This window comes from Paenibacillus endoradicis (genome assembly GCF_024721975.1).
Map to the genome: position 1 here is coordinate 60352 of NZ_JANQBB010000006.1, position 15976 is coordinate 76327.

Consider the following 15976-nt stretch of genomic DNA (forward strand, 5'->3'; position numbering starts at 1 on the left):
CTACCCTACTTTCTTAACTTTTACATCTCCAATAAATGTTGACACGACAATTAGTATTTTACGCTCACATTCATTGAAATGATTACTTTGTTGATTGACCTGCGACATAATTCCACCTTCACGCTGATCTAGAAACTTACTATCACCAATAAAAGCATTCATTTGAACTTTAACTCCAACCGTAACATCATTCGGTACAAATACTTTAATATCACCGATAAATGCGGATATTATAATACGTGTTTCGCCGTATGGTATTTGAGCTTTTGTAAGATCTATCGTTGTATCTCCGATAAATGCTGATAAGTTCATCGGTTTAAGCTCCCAGTGTTGCTTACCGAAATGGAAATCACCGATAAACGTAGACTTATTAATTTTGTGATCACCGTATTCGCCAAATGTGTGATCATATGAATGATCATGTCCCCAATTTTTCCACTTGGGACGAGATGACGATGATTGTGATTCCTCATAAGTTGGACCGTAACTCTGTTGCTGAGATGAGTATTTGTCATCTTCATAATCTGGGCTTTTCATTGTTGGATCTTCATGCAAAGGTGGCGGCGGTTGCATATTCGGATTGTATTTATTCCATGTTGAATCATTGCTTTCCTCATGCTTACGATTATTCGTAATCAGTTTCACGCCATAATATATAATCATGACACCTACTAAGATCATAATGATTTTGCCAAGTCCAATATCAATAAAACCAAGCTGTTTCCCGAGGAACCAACTACCGACAACTATTACAATTAGTCCAACACCGTACTTATCAAAAAATGATCGATTCATTGTACATTCATCCTCTCGTCTTTCTTATATATCTAGTATAGCTAAATTTAACAATTCCACACAGCGTCGATAGATTGAAAATGTTCTCGGTCTAGAGACTGAGAGAGTTGGTATAAACAATGACAGCTATTTGGACAGTCAATGCTCCAATCTTGACCGCTACGTGGACAGTCGTTGCTCCAATCGACTTTTGTTCAAGAATTTATTGGAAGATAGTTTAAGGTGAAAATCCTTGAACAAGGCCGAACGCTACCGCTTTTCCACAATGACTGTCCTGTCCTCTCCGCTATGTTTGGGTGAATGCGGAGAATAGTGAAATTCACTTGAATTAATTGTATATTACTATAATTAGAATCGACTTAAGAGATAGTTAAAGGATGGAATCCGCTATAAAACGAATTCCATCCTTAATAATTACTCACTAATTAATCCTTATGACTATTTCAGTGACTTTAGAGTTTCTATATTACTCTGTGGATCATTTAAGGTCTAAAGGATGATGTGGATATTTCTGTTTTTTAAGATTTATGGTTGGTAATAGATTGTGAAGGAGGAGCTTCAATGCATCCTATACTAGAGTTAATTTATTGCGCTTAGAGAGGGGACAAGGGGCAGAGATAGAATTAATTCGGAGATACGAGCCGTTGATCAATATCATATAGTGGCTATGGACATCAAGAGGAAACAGAATGCAGCTCTGTACTCTATTAAATCAATAGCCACATTCTACTTCCGTGCATATCATAGGATATTCAAATTTGAATAAAAATCCAACTCATGGTTACTAAAAAGGAATACATAGATATGTGAGGGAGCATGAGATTACTTCGCTACCACTTAATAAGTTTAGAGGTGTCATATATCCTCCCCCTCGTTTGTATGTAATGATTACGTTCAAGAGACTTGAGTCGCGTACAATCGTGCATAAATGCCGCCGCTACGCAGCAATTCCTCATGCGTACCACTCTCAGCTATCTCTGTGCCTTCCAGCACGACGATTTGGTCGGCATGACGGATCGTGGATAGCCGATGGGCGATCACCAGTGTTGTGCGATCCTTGGATATTTCGTCAAGCGCCTGCTGAATCTCTTGCTCTGTCTTGATATCAAGCGCCGATGTTGCTTCATCCAGAATGAGAATCGGTGCATTGCGCAAAATCGCCCGTGCTATCGATAGCCGCTGTTTCTGCCCTCCGGACAGACGCACACCGCGTTCACCAATTACAGTATCGTAGCCTTGCTCCATCTTAGCTATAAAATCATGCGCTTTAGCTGCTTTAGCTGCGGCAATCACATCTTTCTGCGTCGCGTCCTTCCATCCATAAGCAATATTGTCATATACCGAGCCATCAAACAAGAACGTATCCTGCAGCACCATTGAAATATTGTCACGTAGGCTGGAAAGCGTCACATCACGAATATCGATGCCATCCACTCGAATCGAACCGGCCTGCGGGTCGTAAAATCGGTTAACTAGACTGGCCAATGTCGACTTCCCTACGCCGGTTGTGCCTACAAGCGCCACCGTCTTTCCAGAATCAATGGTCAGGTTCAGCCCCTCTAGTACAGGCGCACCATCTTGATAAAGAAATGTGACATTTTGAAAGGAGATCTGTCCCTGTACACGCGGTAAACAGACCGCGTTTCGCTTCTCATTTATGTCTTCCTCTTCTTCCAGCACTTCATATACCCGTTTAAGGCCAGCGGAGGCTCGCCCGGCCATTTCCACCAAGCCGGAAAAGGACTTTATCGGTTGATAAAACATACCCAGGTAGGCGATGAATCCGATGATATCAGCAATGCTTACCTCGCCAGTTGCCATCAATCTGCCGCCCAGTATCACGACAAACACGGTCCCCAGTGTGGTCACAAATGCTAACAACGGCAAAGAGATTTCATAGAAAAGACTGGCGCGTAAATAGGTTTTCGAATATTTCATAGCCAGACCAGAAACGTTACCCCGCTCCTCCTCCTGCCGATTGAAAATCTGGATTTCCTTCATGCCTGACAAATTTTCCTGAACCTTGCCTGAGAGTTCTCCCCGTGCCTGAGAACTTTGTCCCCATAGCGGCGACAAGCGCTTGCTTTGCCATATCGTAATTGCAAGCAGCAACGGAATCGTGATCAGACTGATCAGTGCCAGCTTCACATTAATCGTCAAGAGTATGATCCCTACTCCGATAAAGATTAGTCCGTTGACGATAAAGTCTGGAATGGCATGGGCAATGAAAATTTCTGCTTCCATCGCATCATTCACAACGCGCCCGGTCAAGTCACCCGTCCGGCTTCGATGGAAATAGCGCAAACTCATCTGCTGATATTTGCTATACAATCTTGTTCGTAAATCTGCAACATAATGAAGTGCGGCATAATGGTTCATATAGCCTGCCAGTGATGTTCCGATGGCTTGCAAACTGGTGGCTCCAAGTAGTAATAAACCAATCTTCAATGCTTCTGCGGCAAACTGACTGCTACCTTCGGTCGCCAACTGTGTCAACGAGCGGATCGCCCAGGGCAAATAAAACCCAGCTATCGTGGCCAGCACGACACCAGCAAATCCAATGCCTAACTGCAACCAGTATTTTCGCGCGCCTAGCAGGACACGCCATGCGGTTTTCATGTGGCAATCTTCTCCTTCTGTTCCTTAGCGTTTAAGAATCCTTGATCCGCCCCTTGGTCTCTACGCTTATCACGCAATAACTCGTACGTCACATACACCGGTCGCCCTGTTCGTGGTTCTAGCATAATTTCGGCATCAATGGCAAAAACCTCACGCAGCGTCCGAACCGTCATTACGCGCTCTGGCGATCCATGTTCCACCACCTGGCCCTCACGAATCGCCACCATATAGTCGGAGAAGCGCGCTGCCAGATTCAGGTCATGCAACACCATCACAATCGTCACTTGTTGACTGCGATTCAGTTCATAGAGTAGCTCTAGCACTTCAAGCTGATGGGCTAGATCCAAATAGGTAGTCGGCTCATCCAGCAGGATCAGATCGGTCTGCTGAGCAAGCGCCATCGCTATCCATACGCGCTGCCGTTGACCGCCAGATAGCGTATCTACCTCACGATGTTCAAATGCTGTAAGCTGTGTAACGGTTAGAGCCCAAGCAACTACTTCCTTATCCTCTTTGGATAGTTTGCCGAAGCCCTTTTGATGAGGAAAACGCCCATAGGCGACTAATTGAGCGACCGTCAAACCGCTCGGTGCGGTCGGCGTCTGTGGCAGAATCGCCATCTGCTTGGCTACTTCCTTAGTGGACAGTGTGCGGATATCGGCACCATTCAGATAAACCGTGCCACGCTTCGTCTTGAGTAGCCGACCGACTGCCTTTAGTACGGTTGATTTGCCGCATCCATTGGAACCAATAATCGAGGTAATCTGACCACGAGGAATTTGCAAATCTAGTTCTTTTACAATAAGCGTGTCATTATAGGCAATATCAATTTGTTGCGCTGTAATACTTTCCATGTCATCCTCCTATTTGGCCTTCGCTAGTAAATATAGAAAATACGGAACACTAATGACCGTAATGACGATTCCCGTCGGTACATCTCCCCCTAGGCTAACCGTCCGCGTAATTGTATCTGCCAGCACCACGACTAATCCCCCGGCTAAGCTAGCAGCCGGAATGAGCAATTTGTGATCGGGTCCGACTAATTTTCTTGCCATATGAGGAGCGATTAAGCCAACGAAAAAGAAGCTTCCGCCCACTGCCACACTACCAGAGGATAAAGCAACAGCAGCAATCGACAACCCCAAAAACTGCCGCTTCACGGAAAGACCCAGCCCTTCTGCCGTCTGATTGCCCAGATGGAGGGTGTTCAGCATGCGAGATTTGTAGAAGATATAGCCAAGTAAAATCAAGACCCATGGTGTAAGTACAGAAATATAGCTCCAATTATCGCCCCACAAGCTCCCCGCCAGCCAATGCAGCATGAAGCTCATCTGCGAATCATCCAGCTTGAGTGTCAGGAAGGTGGTCAGCGCCCCATATCCGCTTCCGAGCGCGACTCCAGTTAAGATCAAACCGATTGGCGAGATGTCTCGTCCACGACGATACGATAATAAGAAAATCAATCCAGCCGCCAACAGTCCGCCAACAAAGGCAAGTAGTGGTAGAGCAATAAAAGAGCTCTTTCCTGTCGATGCGATGAATACAACGAAGAGCAGGACAAACAAACCTGATCCCGAGCTAATCCCTAATGTCCCTGGACTAGCCATGTCATTGCGCAGCAAACTTTGCATTACGGCCCCAGCTGCTCCCATTCCCATACCTACCAAGATCGACAGCACGATTCGTGGCATACGAAAATCGAACACGATCAAATTTTGCTTTTCGGTACCATTTCCTAGTAGAACGTTCAGCACTTCTAGCGGTGAAAGATTCATCTTGCCAGAATTCATGCTAATGACAGCAAGCATAAGGATGAGCACCATAAGCACAACATTGACGATAATTCCCCGTTTTACTGTATAACGCTGCTTGATCATTCAAATTCCCTCCTTTGCCTACGAGCCAGGAAGAGAAAGTATGGTACACCAATGATAGAAAATATAATGCCAATTGGTGTTTCGAACGGTTTGTTAATCAAGCGACCAACCAGATCGGCTGATACGGTCAGCAACGCACCATATACCGCAGCTGCCGGAATAATGTATCGATAGTCGACACCGACCATGTATCGCACAATATGTGGAGTAATCAGACCAATAAAACCGATCGGCCCAACTACGACAACAGACAATCCCGTTAGCACGAGCACGATAATCGTCGATAAACCCTTGACCAGTCCACTGCGAATACCGAGTCCACTTGCCACATCATCACCCAAACTGAGCAGTGTTACGGAAGGTGATAGCGCTAAAGCCAGCAGTACACCACCAACAAATAGCGGTGAGATAATTAGCAATTCCTCCCACTTGGCCCCCGCTGTACTGCCTGCCGTCCAGAATGCCAATGCTCGACCTAGGTTGTAATTGATCGCCAAATACTGACTGAGCGCACCAAAAAGCATAGAGATGGACAGTCCTGCCAGCACCAGCCGCTGAGGCGTCATCCCGCGCTTGCCTAGTGATGCGATGAAGTAAGTCATCCCGGTTGCAAGCGCTGCTCCCATACAAGCAAACAGCATCATCTGCCCATATGAATAACCCGGCAGAAAAGCTAGGCAAAGCGCAATGGCGAATGCTGCCCCAGAGCTGATCCCCATCAACCCAGAGTCGGCCAGTGGATTCCGCGTCGTCCCCTGCATGATAGCACCACATACCGCAAGACTGCACCCGACAATAAGATCAGCTACGGTACGCGGAAGACGCAGGGTTTGAATAACTTGATGCTCATTGTGCGTTGGATCAAATCGGAAAATAGCCTCCCATACAGTCGCTAGACTCATATCGGCTGCGCCAAAGATAATCGACGCAGCCGACATGATAACCGTTAATCCAAGCCCTACCACCATGTACATGGTGAAGTTTATCGCTCCACGGCGTTTTTGTTCAGGCTTGTTTTTCATTGCGTTTTCCTTTCCTCACCTATTGACAGTCTAGTTTGAACCAAGGCTTCTAATTGCCCATAGTAAAAATCTATAACCTTATCCATCACATAAAGTGATTTCCTATCTTAGTCATGTGAATAAGTAACAATATGTTGTTTTAACTGCTTCAATACTGATTCAAATATTGCTGTTTGTTAATTCCGAGTTAAAACCCTATTTAGCTAATGCCAGCAATTGATTGACAATATAATCAATCAATGCACTGGAAGTAATAATATCCGTGGACCAAGATAGCGAGTTATCCACCGTTACGATCCGGTTTTGTTGTACAGCAGGTACCGATTGCCAAACCGCATTATCAGTAGGAACTTCCGTATCCCCTAAGGAGATCAGATAATCCCCCATGTAAGCGGCCAAGACCTCCATAGAGATTTCTGCCCAATATTTATCTGCGTCAATAATATCAGTTTGAACTTTTGACGGTGCCTTCATTTGAAGTTCATTATAAACAAGCTCGCCAACCGCATGCTTGGATCCAGCGATGTAATTATTTTTATCACTGAATTCTCCCATAGTAACCGTCACATCTGAAAGACCTGCATTCTGAAAGGCTAATTTCGCTTCTTCGATTTTTTCGACATAAGTATTCAAAACAGCTTTAGCTTCTTCCTGTTTGTTCAGAACATCGCCAATAAAATGTATCCGCTCTTCTGTAGTCATATCACCATAAGGGACATAAATGGTAGGGGCAATTTTGGATAAATCTTCATAATTTTCATCCCCCCATGCTAAAATGATCAGATCAGGATCAAGAGCCATGACATCTTCCGGCTCCATAGCTATTTTAGTGGAGTTTGTAATCTGGTTAGCAAAAACAGCCTCTTTCTCGCCCCTTGCGACTCTCGCCACACCTAGAGGAGTTACACCTAGGGCAACCACATCACCAATCAAATAATCGACTATAACACGTTGAGGGTTGTTAGGCACCTCAACATCACCTTTTACAGTGGATATCGTTCTGGTCTCCAATACTTCCGGTTGTTTCGTCTGTTGTGTCTGCGCAGGTATTGGATTCACCGTTCCTCCGTTATTAGTTGCTGTCCCCGATCCACATGCTGACAACAACAGCATCAAGCTTATCGTCGCCGCCAAGATCATTTCTTTACTTCTTACTTGTCCAAACATGGTTGATTCCCCTTCTCTATAAGTCTTGACTAGACCCGCTAGTTCCCCCTCATTGTAAAGAAAATGATAATCATTATCAATACCATCAACCTGCATGGATAGTGCGTTTATTTTCCGATAATCACTTGGCGTCATCTTATAATACTTCTTAAACATCCGAAACAGGTTTTTCTCATCTGCAAAACCAGATCCTGTCGCGATCTCTCTAATGGTTGCTTCTGTATGCTTCAATTCATGACATGCAGCTTCAATCCTTCTCTGAATGAGGTACTCCTGTAAGCTCATCCCTTCCTTCTTTTTGAAAAGCCGCGTCAATTGCCCACCACTGATTCCAAACATATCGGCAATTTCTTGAAACATAATCGGCTCCCTGTAATGTTTATCGAGATATATTTTGGTAGAACAGGCTGGATCTGGCTGGAGATACCGAATCTCACCACTTTCAAAATCTCTGTACACCCTATGAATCAATTGATATAGAAAACTTTTGGCCTGTAGCTTATCCATCGCCTTGCCGCGGTTCCAGCCATTCATCATCTGTTGAAACCAATCGAGTAGCAAGATGGGATTACTTGGCGTATAACCAAACTGTTGAACAAATGGATTCACTTGCTCCAGTAACAGTTGCAGGTACTTCTTGAAAAAAAGAGGTGATTCTGCTTTATAAAACACCAAAAAGGTCTTCACAATCTCCCCTTTAGGAGAAATACTGAGCAGGCTCCCCTTCCCGCCGTGAACTAAACCGAAGCGCTCCATTCCAAATGTGGTTTCATTCAGTTGAATTTGTGCTTCTCCTCCATATGTATAGATAAACATGCTGCTAGGCATTTTATATTGCTCCAACGGGTATTGGGACGTTACATTCTGAAAGCGTATATCTATTAATGTAATGATCGAACGTGTCCAAATGCGGGCAATCTTATCGATCATCTCCGGTGTAAATACCTGGCTTGCTTCTGCTTCTTCTTGCATCTATCCGCGCTCCCTCATCTCATTTATTAAAATTTATACACTAATCTTAAAATGATTTTGATTATCATTATCACAATTAATAAGATAAGTATATCATCATTAAGTGACATTGGGGAGCAGGCAACTGACTTTATGCTTTTCATCAGCTTTTTAGCATTTTACTGGCTCAATCAAGTCCTTATACAATTAACAACGCTATTCACTTTCTCGCTTCGGTTACATAATTAATCTGAGCAGTAGCCGAATATTGGAAAATATTATTAAAATGCACTTTCATCACTCCCATTGGATCCAAAACTCCTTTAATCTATAAGCCTTTATTAGATTATGCAAAATGATGTCAACAGCTTTGATGACGAAACCCACTTTTCAATTGATTGAAAATGTAAACGCTATAATCTAGGATAAAAGTATAACTTGGCTGAAATAGCGCATTTTATTAGGAACCCCCTTTTTTAGAGTTCAAGAAAATGTATCTCCACTAATCATCTTTACTGAAAAGTGTAGACATCAGACTCAAAAGAAGAACTATAAAATGCGCTGAGGTCATTAATCTATATTGGAGGTTTATCACATGAGTAAAAGTGCAACCACTAAAAGTAAGTCGGGTGGTATTAAAGTTGGTGTACAGCGCTTTGGAAGATTCTTAAGTGGTATGGTTATGCCCAACATGGGAGCGTTTATTGCATGGGGATTAATTACAGCGCTTTTCATTCCTACAGGTTGGTTTCCTAATGAAAAGTTAGCATTACTAGTTGGTCCAATGATCACATACTTACTTCCACTTTTAATTGGATATACTGGTGGTACTATGGTGCATGGTACACGAGGCGGAGTTATTGGTGCAGTTGTTACGGCAGGTGTTATCGTTGGATCAGATATCCCTATGTTCCTTGGGGCAATGATCGTTGCTCCGTTTTCAGCTTGGGTCTTGAAAAAATTTGATAAGTCCATTGAAGGAAAAATCCCTTCTGGATTTGAAATGCTAATTAACAATTTTTCATCTGGTATTATTGGTGCAGGTCTAGCCATTGTTGCTTTTAAGGCAGTTGGGCCAGCGGTAGAGAGTATTAGTAATCTTCTCGCTAAAGGCGTTGACTTCCTAATTAATACAGGTTTATTACCATTAGCTAGTATTCTAATCGAACCTGCTAAGGTACTTTTCCTTAACAATGCCATTAACCATGGTATTCTGGGACCATTAGCCATAGAGCAAGCTTCAAAATTAGGTAGCTCCATTATTTATATGTTGGAATCTAATCCAGGCCCTGGTCTTGGTATTCTACTAGCATATTGGTTAGTTGGTAAAGGAGCTGCTAAGCAATCCGCTCCAGGTGCAGCGATAATCCACTTCTTCGGTGGTATTCATGAAATTTACTTCCCTTACATTCTAATGAGACCAGCACTAATTATAGCTGCTATTGCTGGTGGTATCTCTGGTGTATTCACATTCCAATTATTGGGTGTAGGTCTAGTAGCTGCTCCTTCTCCAGGTAGTATTTTCGCCTACTTTACAATGACTCCTAAAGGTAGTCATCTAGGTATGCTTGCTGGTGTTATCATATCAACCGTTGTATCATTCCTTGTCGCCTCTCTTATCCTTAAGACAAGTAAACAAAAAGAGGATGAAAATTCTCTAGAGGATGCACAAAGTAAGATGAGTGCAATGAAAGCTGAATCTAAAGGTACAGCTACTGCACAAGCAACGAATGCTAATGTCGATTCTGATGAAGTTATAAAAAGCAAAGAAGAAGTTAGTAAAATCGTCTTCGCTTGTGATGCAGGTATGGGTTCTAGTGCGATGGGAGCTTCTGTACTTCGGAAAAAGATCAATAATGCTGGTATTCAAGTAACCGTTATTAATACTGCCATTAGTGATATTCCAAGTGATGCAGATATTGTTGTTACACATCAAACGCTAACTGACCGTGCTAAACTTAAAGCGCCTCAAGCAGAACATGTTTCGATTGAAAACTTCATGAAGAGCCCTGCTTATGACGCGCTTGTAGAACGACTTAAATAAAGATAAATATACTGTATAACGTTGACGTATTTACGTCAGCGTTATATTCATTGAAATGTATGTCCTATTTAGAAAGGAGGTAAATAAATATCACTCTTTCTACTCGACAACACAAAATTATTGATCTACTTATAGAGCAACAGAACGAAATCACTGTTGCTTATATTGCAGATCTATTAGGGACAAGTGGACGTACCATTCACCGAGAACTTATTGGCATCGAACAATATCTTCATTCTTTGCACATTGAGCTTCTTAAGAAATCGGGCATAGGAATTCGCATTCAAGCCTCTTCTGAGCAAATGGCGCACTTAAAGCAACAGTTATCTTATAAGCAACCGCTTGAGCTTAATGCGGAAGAACGAAAAATTGTTATTCTCTGTCACTTGCTTAATGTTCATGAACCTATGAAGCTGTTTACTTTATCGCATGAGCTACATGTTACGATGCCAACAATTAGTTCGGATCTAGATGAAATTGAAAACACACTTATTAAGCATGATCTCAAGCTTATTAGACGTAGAGGGTATGGCGTACAGATTAAGGGATCGGAATTTAATAAGAGACAATATATAGGAATTCTTATTGCTGCGCATGTCGATGAATCACTTCTAATTAATGAAGAACATCGTATTCATGCAAGTGGGGTTATGGAAGCTCATCTGCTTTCTTTTATCGATCGGTCTTTATTTCAAATGCTTGAACGGATACTATGGTCACTGCGAGATAAGTTACCTCAATCATTATCTCAGCAAAAATATACACAACTGATATTGAACATATGTCTTGGTATTTCACGCTTCAAAAATGATTTTCCAATTACTACTATTCCTAATGGAATTGATGCTGAAGCCCATATTCATCAAAATGTATTGAGACAGCAACATGAGTATTCGTATGGTCAATTGACCATTGAGCTACTTCATACCATTCCGATGGAACTGCCTAGAGATGAAATTATATATTTACAAGAAATCGTTGAGCTTGCCTATCAACAACAGGATGATCCACTAGAACAGTTAGAATTAGCTTCAATTATTATCGAGCTTACCCAGTGGGTAAACAGGCATGTAGAGGAGCCTCTTGCAGAAGATCCTACATTAACAGATGGATTGCTCCGTCATATGATACCAGCTATTGATCGAATTAAGAATAAAATCCCTATTCGTAATCCCATGCTATATCAAATAAAGAAAGAATTTGGATATCTGTTTCAGATTGTTCAAAACGGAATTGCAAAGCTACTACCCCAGCTTATCATCCCAGATGAAGAAGTTGGCTACATTACGGTGCATTATGGTGCTGCATTGGAGAGATTAAAGCAGCTACCTAAGAGGGCAAGAGCTGTTCTCGTATGCACAAGCGGCATTGGCTCATCCAAGCTTTTAAATGTGCGGATCACTCAGGAGTTTCCACAAATTGAGCTTCTCGGTCATTACACATGGTATGAGGCAGCACGATTGCCGCATAGTGATTATGATTTCATTATTTCTACTGTGGACTTACCTATCGATAATAAACAATATATTCGATTAAGCCCATTGGTCACAGACGATGAAATAATAAAGCTAAATTCTTTTCTAAAGCACTTAGAAAAGAAGCATATTTCAAGCACTAACATTACTGAAAAGTCGAATAGCATTCAGCGACTTCAACAGCTACAACAGCTGACGAATGCTTCGGTAGCTATTATTGATCAATTTCAAGTCATTGCTTTTGAAGGTAAGTATGATCAACATGTAACCGTACTACAGTTATTACCTCAACTTCTACAAAAGCTGTATGACGAGGGCGTCATTAATGAAATCAATTCCATCGTGGACAAATTGTATATGCGCGAGGAGCAAGGAAGCATTGTTATTCCTGATAGCAAGCTAGCACTGCTTCATACTCGATCTCGATCGATTAATGCTCCAATAGTTGTCCTTTATCGATTTCAGCAGCCAGTATTACTTAATGAAGATGATTCAACTACTGTAGAGCACACTCTACTTATGCTTGCTCCTCTAAAGCTGGATAAGAGTAGCTTAGAAATACTAAGCGAAGTGAGTGCTATGTTGCTTATTGATGAGATGATTACTTGCTTACAAAATGGTAATCCTAATGAAATTCAAAGCTTCATCTCCTCACACCTTGAGAAATTCATTAAACAAAAATTTGAATGGAGAGATTAATATGTCAATACTATCTGTGGAGAAAATTAACGTACATGCCCCTATAAAAACAAAGGAAGAAGCGATTAAGCTTGTAGGTCAAATGCTTGTTGATGCTGGTCATGTACCTGCTAATTATATTGATAAAATGCTTGAGCGTGAACAGCTAGTTTCTACTGATCTTGGTGGAGGTCTTGCTATGCCGCATGGTACGAATGAAGCGAAATCTTTAATTATTTCAACAGGAATATCCATTTTAACCGTTCCTGAAGGTATAGATTTCGGTGGAGATGAGCCTGCTAGATTAATTATTGGTCTAGCTGCTATCGGAGATGACCATATGGACGTGCTTACGAATGTTGCAATGTTAGTTTCTGATGAAGAGGAATTCGAGAAAATTATTACTTCAACTGATCCGAATGAATTGCTTGAGATCTTTAACGGAGGTCTGTAATATGCAGGCTATACATTTTGGAGCCGGAAATATTGGCCGTGGCTTTATCGGCTTACTTCTTCAGGAAGCGCAATATCATATTACCTTTGTCGATGTGAATGAGAATCTCGTTAATCATCTGAATGAAAAACAACATTACACTGTTCAATATGCAAATGAAAATAGTGATCAATTCATTGTCAACAATGTTACAGCGTTATCTGGTAATGATATTTCTAAAGTTGCAGAACAAATTACTTCTGCGACGATTATTACAACAGCTGTGGGAGTTCATATTCTCCCTTACATTGCTCCAGCAATTGCGGAAGGAATTACACAGCGTGCAAAGTTGAAATTGCCTCCACTAGCTGTTGTCGCATGTGAAAATGCTATTCGTGCAAGCTCCATCTTGAAAGAGCATGTTGTATCTTTACTAAGCGAGGAATTAAAACAAACGTATGAGCAATTTGCTACGTTTCCAGATGCTGCAGTAGATCGTATTGTACCGATTCAGCACCACGAGGACCCTCTATTTGTTACGGTAGAGCCTTTCTACGAATGGACGATTGAGAAAACAAATTGGCCAACCAATATACCTCTTATTGGTGGTGTTCATTATGTAGATCAATTGGATGCCTATATTGAACGTAAGCTATTTACAGTAAATACAGGGCATTGTACAGCTGCTTATCATGGTTATAGAAAAGGATATACAACCATTCAAGAAGCAATGCAGGATGAAGAAATGGTTCAAGAGGTTAGAGCTGCTCTTCAAGAATCTGGTGATGCGTTAATTGCTGAATATGGATTAGATCGTACAGCCCATAATCAATATATCGAGCAAATATTAGAACGTTTCAAAAATCCATATCTAACCGATGAAATTCTTCGAATTGGTCGTTCCCCAATCCGAAAAATTTCACCAAATGATCGCTTAATTCGCCCTGCAACATTAGCATATCAACATGGTATTGCTGTCAATCATCTGACTAAGGCTGTTGCTGCTGCATTGATCTATAAAGATAATGACGATAAAGAAGCAGTGGAGTTACAGCAATTTCTATTAGACCATGGCATTGATCAAACATTAACAAAATATACAGGTTTAGCTGAAGATCATCCTCTCCATAAACAAATTCATGCTCAATATAACCAACTAGGGGAGGAATAACATTGAATACAACAACATACAAAGGAATTGGCGCCTCTCCTGGTATTGCTATAGCAAATGCAATCGTTATTCATGACGAGGTATATATTCCAGAGCCTACTCAATCACAGGATAAAGAAGCTTCCTGGGCAAGAGTGCAACAAGCCTTCACTGCTGCTGAGCAAGATATTCAAGCGATCTATGAACATACAAAGGCAAAGCTAGGTGATAAAAAGGCTGAAATTTTCGAAGGACACTTAATGATACTGGAGGATCCAGATTTATTAGAAGGAATTCAAACTAGCATTGAAGAAGATGGATATGAGGCAGAATATGCTCTACATGCTACAGCTCAACAATTTATTTCTATTCTGTCAGAGATGGATGATGAAATTCTTCGTGAGCGTGCAACAGATGTTAAAGATATTACGAACCGTATTATGAGCCATTTACGCGGCGTTAAGCATATTGACTTATCTAGCCTACAAGAAGAGTGCATTATTGTTGCTCGTGATCTTACCCCTTCCGATACAGCATTACTTGATGTTAATTATGTTAAGGGCTTTGTTACGGCAATGGGTAGCCGTACTTCACATTCTGCAATAATGGCGCGATCATTAGAGATCCCTGCCATTGTAGGTGCTGGTGATGCTGTCATGTCAATTGAAACAGGAGTAACGCTTATCATCCATACGGATCAGCAAGAAGTCATTGTTCAACCTGATTCCTCTGTACTGGAAGAGATGACTGCACAACAACAGAGATTTATTCAACATAAAGAACAATTAGCTAAGCTTGTTGATCAGCCTACTATTTCTAAGGATGGTTCACAGGTAGAGCTTGCAGCAAATATCGGCAAGCTTGAAGATATTGATCGTGCAATCTCTCTAGGAGCTGAGGGCATTGGTTTGTTCCGTTCCGAGTTTCTATATATGGGGAAAACGAGCTTGCCAACTGAGGAGGAGCAATATAGCAGCTATAGCTATGCCTTGCAGAAAATGGGAACTAAGCCTGTCGTTATCCGTACATTGGATATCGGTGGAGATAAGGAGCTCCCTTACTTAAATCTTCCGAAAGAGGATAATCCATTCCTTGGTTTACGTGCCTTGCGCTTCTGTCTTGTGAATCAAGATCTATTCCGTACACAACTACGTGCTTTGCTACGTGCAAGTGTTCATGGAAACTTGAAAATTATGTTCCCAATGATTGCTGTACTTGAGGAACTATTACAAGCGAAGCAAATCCTTGCTGAAGAGAAGCAAAAACTTATTGATGAAGGCATTGCTGTAAATGATCATATCGAGGTAGGTATGATGGTTGAAATTCCATCTGTCGCTGTCTCTGCTGATTTATTTGCACCGCATATTGATTTCTTCAGTATTGGAACCAATGATCTTATTCAATATACAATGGCAGCAGATCGTATGAATGAGACGCTAGCTTATCTATATCAACCGCTACATCCTTCCATTCTACGTCTAGTTAAGATGGTTATTGATGCAGCTAATAAAGAGGGTAAGTGGGTAGGAATGTGTGGAGAAATGGCTGGTGATTCTTTAGCTGCTCCTCTATTACTAGGGCTAGGATTACATGAATTCAGTATGAGCGCTAGCTCCATTCTATCGACGAAAGAACAGCTTATGAATTTAAACAAAGCAGAATGGAAAACACACGCTGAGCATGCCATGACACTGGCACAAAGCGAGCAAATCGTACAATACGTACAGCAACAGCTTACATCAAATGAATAAACGGAGTGATTACT

11 protein-coding genes are annotated in these 15976 nt (G+C 41.7%); 5 read left to right on the forward strand and 6 right to left on the reverse strand.

The annotated features are described in order from the left end of the window. The 6 genes from liaF to NV377_RS18835 form a co-directional block, all read right to left on the reverse strand. Positions 1–795 carry a cell wall-active antibiotics response protein LiaF gene (liaF, locus tag NV377_RS18810; RefSeq protein ID WP_258202348.1) on the reverse strand — a complete coding sequence of 265 codons (795 nt, stop codon included), beginning with the start codon at positions 793–795 and terminating at the stop codon, positions 1–3. 894 nt (positions 796–1689) lie between these two features. After that, a complete protein-coding gene (locus NV377_RS18815) occupies positions 1690–3414 on the reverse strand; it encodes an ABC transporter ATP-binding protein (protein ID WP_258202349.1) in 1725 nt (574 codons plus the stop codon). After that, positions 3411–4268 carry an ABC transporter ATP-binding protein gene (locus tag NV377_RS18820; RefSeq protein WP_258202350.1) on the reverse strand — a complete coding sequence of 286 codons (858 nt, stop codon included), beginning with the start codon at positions 4266–4268 and terminating at the stop codon, positions 3411–3413. The genes NV377_RS18815 and NV377_RS18820 overlap by 4 nt, the downstream gene beginning before the upstream one ends. A 9-nt stretch (positions 4269–4277) precedes the next feature. Continuing rightward, on the reverse strand, positions 4278–5291 hold the full coding sequence (locus NV377_RS18825; RefSeq protein WP_258202351.1) for a FecCD family ABC transporter permease: 1014 nt from the start codon (positions 5289–5291) through the stop codon (positions 4278–4280). Beyond that, positions 5288–6313, reverse strand: a complete 1026-nt coding sequence (locus NV377_RS18830) for a FecCD family ABC transporter permease (protein ID WP_258202352.1) — start codon at positions 6311–6313, stop codon at positions 5288–5290. Before NV377_RS18830 ends, NV377_RS18825 begins: the two co-directional genes overlap by 4 nt. Positions 6314–6508: 195 nt before the next feature. Next, the gene (locus tag NV377_RS18835) at positions 6509–8452 is read right to left on the reverse strand and encodes an AraC family transcriptional regulator (RefSeq protein WP_258202353.1); all 1944 of its coding nucleotides are present in this window, start codon (positions 8450–8452) and stop codon (positions 6509–6511) included. Between the two features lie 574 nt (positions 8453–9026). Between NV377_RS18835 and NV377_RS18840 the strand changes: the two genes are divergently transcribed. The 5 genes from NV377_RS18840 to ptsP all read left to right on the forward strand — a co-directional run bounded on the left by NV377_RS18840 (position 9027) and on the right by ptsP (position 15962). Next, positions 9027–10475, forward strand: coding sequence for a PTS mannitol transporter subunit IIBC (locus tag NV377_RS18840; RefSeq protein ID WP_258202354.1), 1449 nt, complete (start codon positions 9027–9029; stop codon positions 10473–10475). A 116-nt stretch (positions 10476–10591) separates the two neighbouring features. Then, positions 10592–12649, forward strand: a complete 2058-nt coding sequence (locus tag NV377_RS18845) for a BglG family transcription antiterminator (RefSeq protein WP_258202646.1) — start codon at positions 10592–10594, stop codon at positions 12647–12649. Between the two features lies 1 nt (position 12650). Further along, complete coding sequence (locus tag NV377_RS18850) at positions 12651–13082, forward strand: PTS mannitol transporter subunit IIA (RefSeq protein ID WP_258202355.1); 432 nt, start codon at positions 12651–12653, stop codon at positions 13080–13082. Between the two features lies 1 nt (position 13083). Continuing rightward, on the forward strand, positions 13084–14232 hold the full coding sequence (locus NV377_RS18855; protein WP_258202356.1) for a mannitol-1-phosphate 5-dehydrogenase: 1149 nt from the start codon (positions 13084–13086) through the stop codon (positions 14230–14232). A 2-nt stretch (positions 14233–14234) separates the two neighbouring features. Further along, complete coding sequence (ptsP, locus tag NV377_RS18860; RefSeq protein WP_258202357.1) at positions 14235–15962, forward strand: phosphoenolpyruvate--protein phosphotransferase; 1728 nt, start codon at positions 14235–14237, stop codon at positions 15960–15962. Positions 15963–15976: the final 14 nt, after the last annotated feature.

What these genes read in the sequence shown, in the direction of transcription:
- liaF (WP_258202348.1), bottom strand. Translation starts at nt 795, where the DNA reads ATGAATCGATCATTTTTTGATAAGTACGGTGTTGGACTAATTGTAATA.
- NV377_RS18815 (WP_258202349.1), bottom strand. Translation starts at nt 3,414, where the DNA reads ATGAAAACCGCATGGCGTGTCCTGCTAGGCGCGCGAAAATACTGGTTG.
- NV377_RS18820 (WP_258202350.1), bottom strand. Translation starts at nt 4,268, where the DNA reads ATGGAAAGTATTACAGCGCAACAAATTGATATTGCCTATAATGACACG.
- NV377_RS18825 (WP_258202351.1), bottom strand. Translation starts at nt 5,291, where the DNA reads ATGATCAAGCAGCGTTATACAGTAAAACGGGGAATTATCGTCAATGTT.
- NV377_RS18830 (WP_258202352.1), bottom strand. Translation starts at nt 6,313, where the DNA reads ATGAAAAACAAGCCTGAACAAAAACGCCGTGGAGCGATAAACTTCACC.
- NV377_RS18835 (WP_258202353.1), bottom strand. Translation starts at nt 8,452, where the DNA reads ATGCAAGAAGAAGCAGAAGCAAGCCAGGTATTTACACCGGAGATGATC.
- NV377_RS18840 (WP_258202354.1), top strand. Translation starts at nt 9,027, where the DNA reads ATGAGTAAAAGTGCAACCACTAAAAGTAAGTCGGGTGGTATTAAAGTT.
- NV377_RS18850 (WP_258202355.1), top strand. Translation starts at nt 12,651, where the DNA reads ATGTCAATACTATCTGTGGAGAAAATTAACGTACATGCCCCTATAAAA.
- NV377_RS18855 (WP_258202356.1), top strand. Translation starts at nt 13,084, where the DNA reads ATGCAGGCTATACATTTTGGAGCCGGAAATATTGGCCGTGGCTTTATC.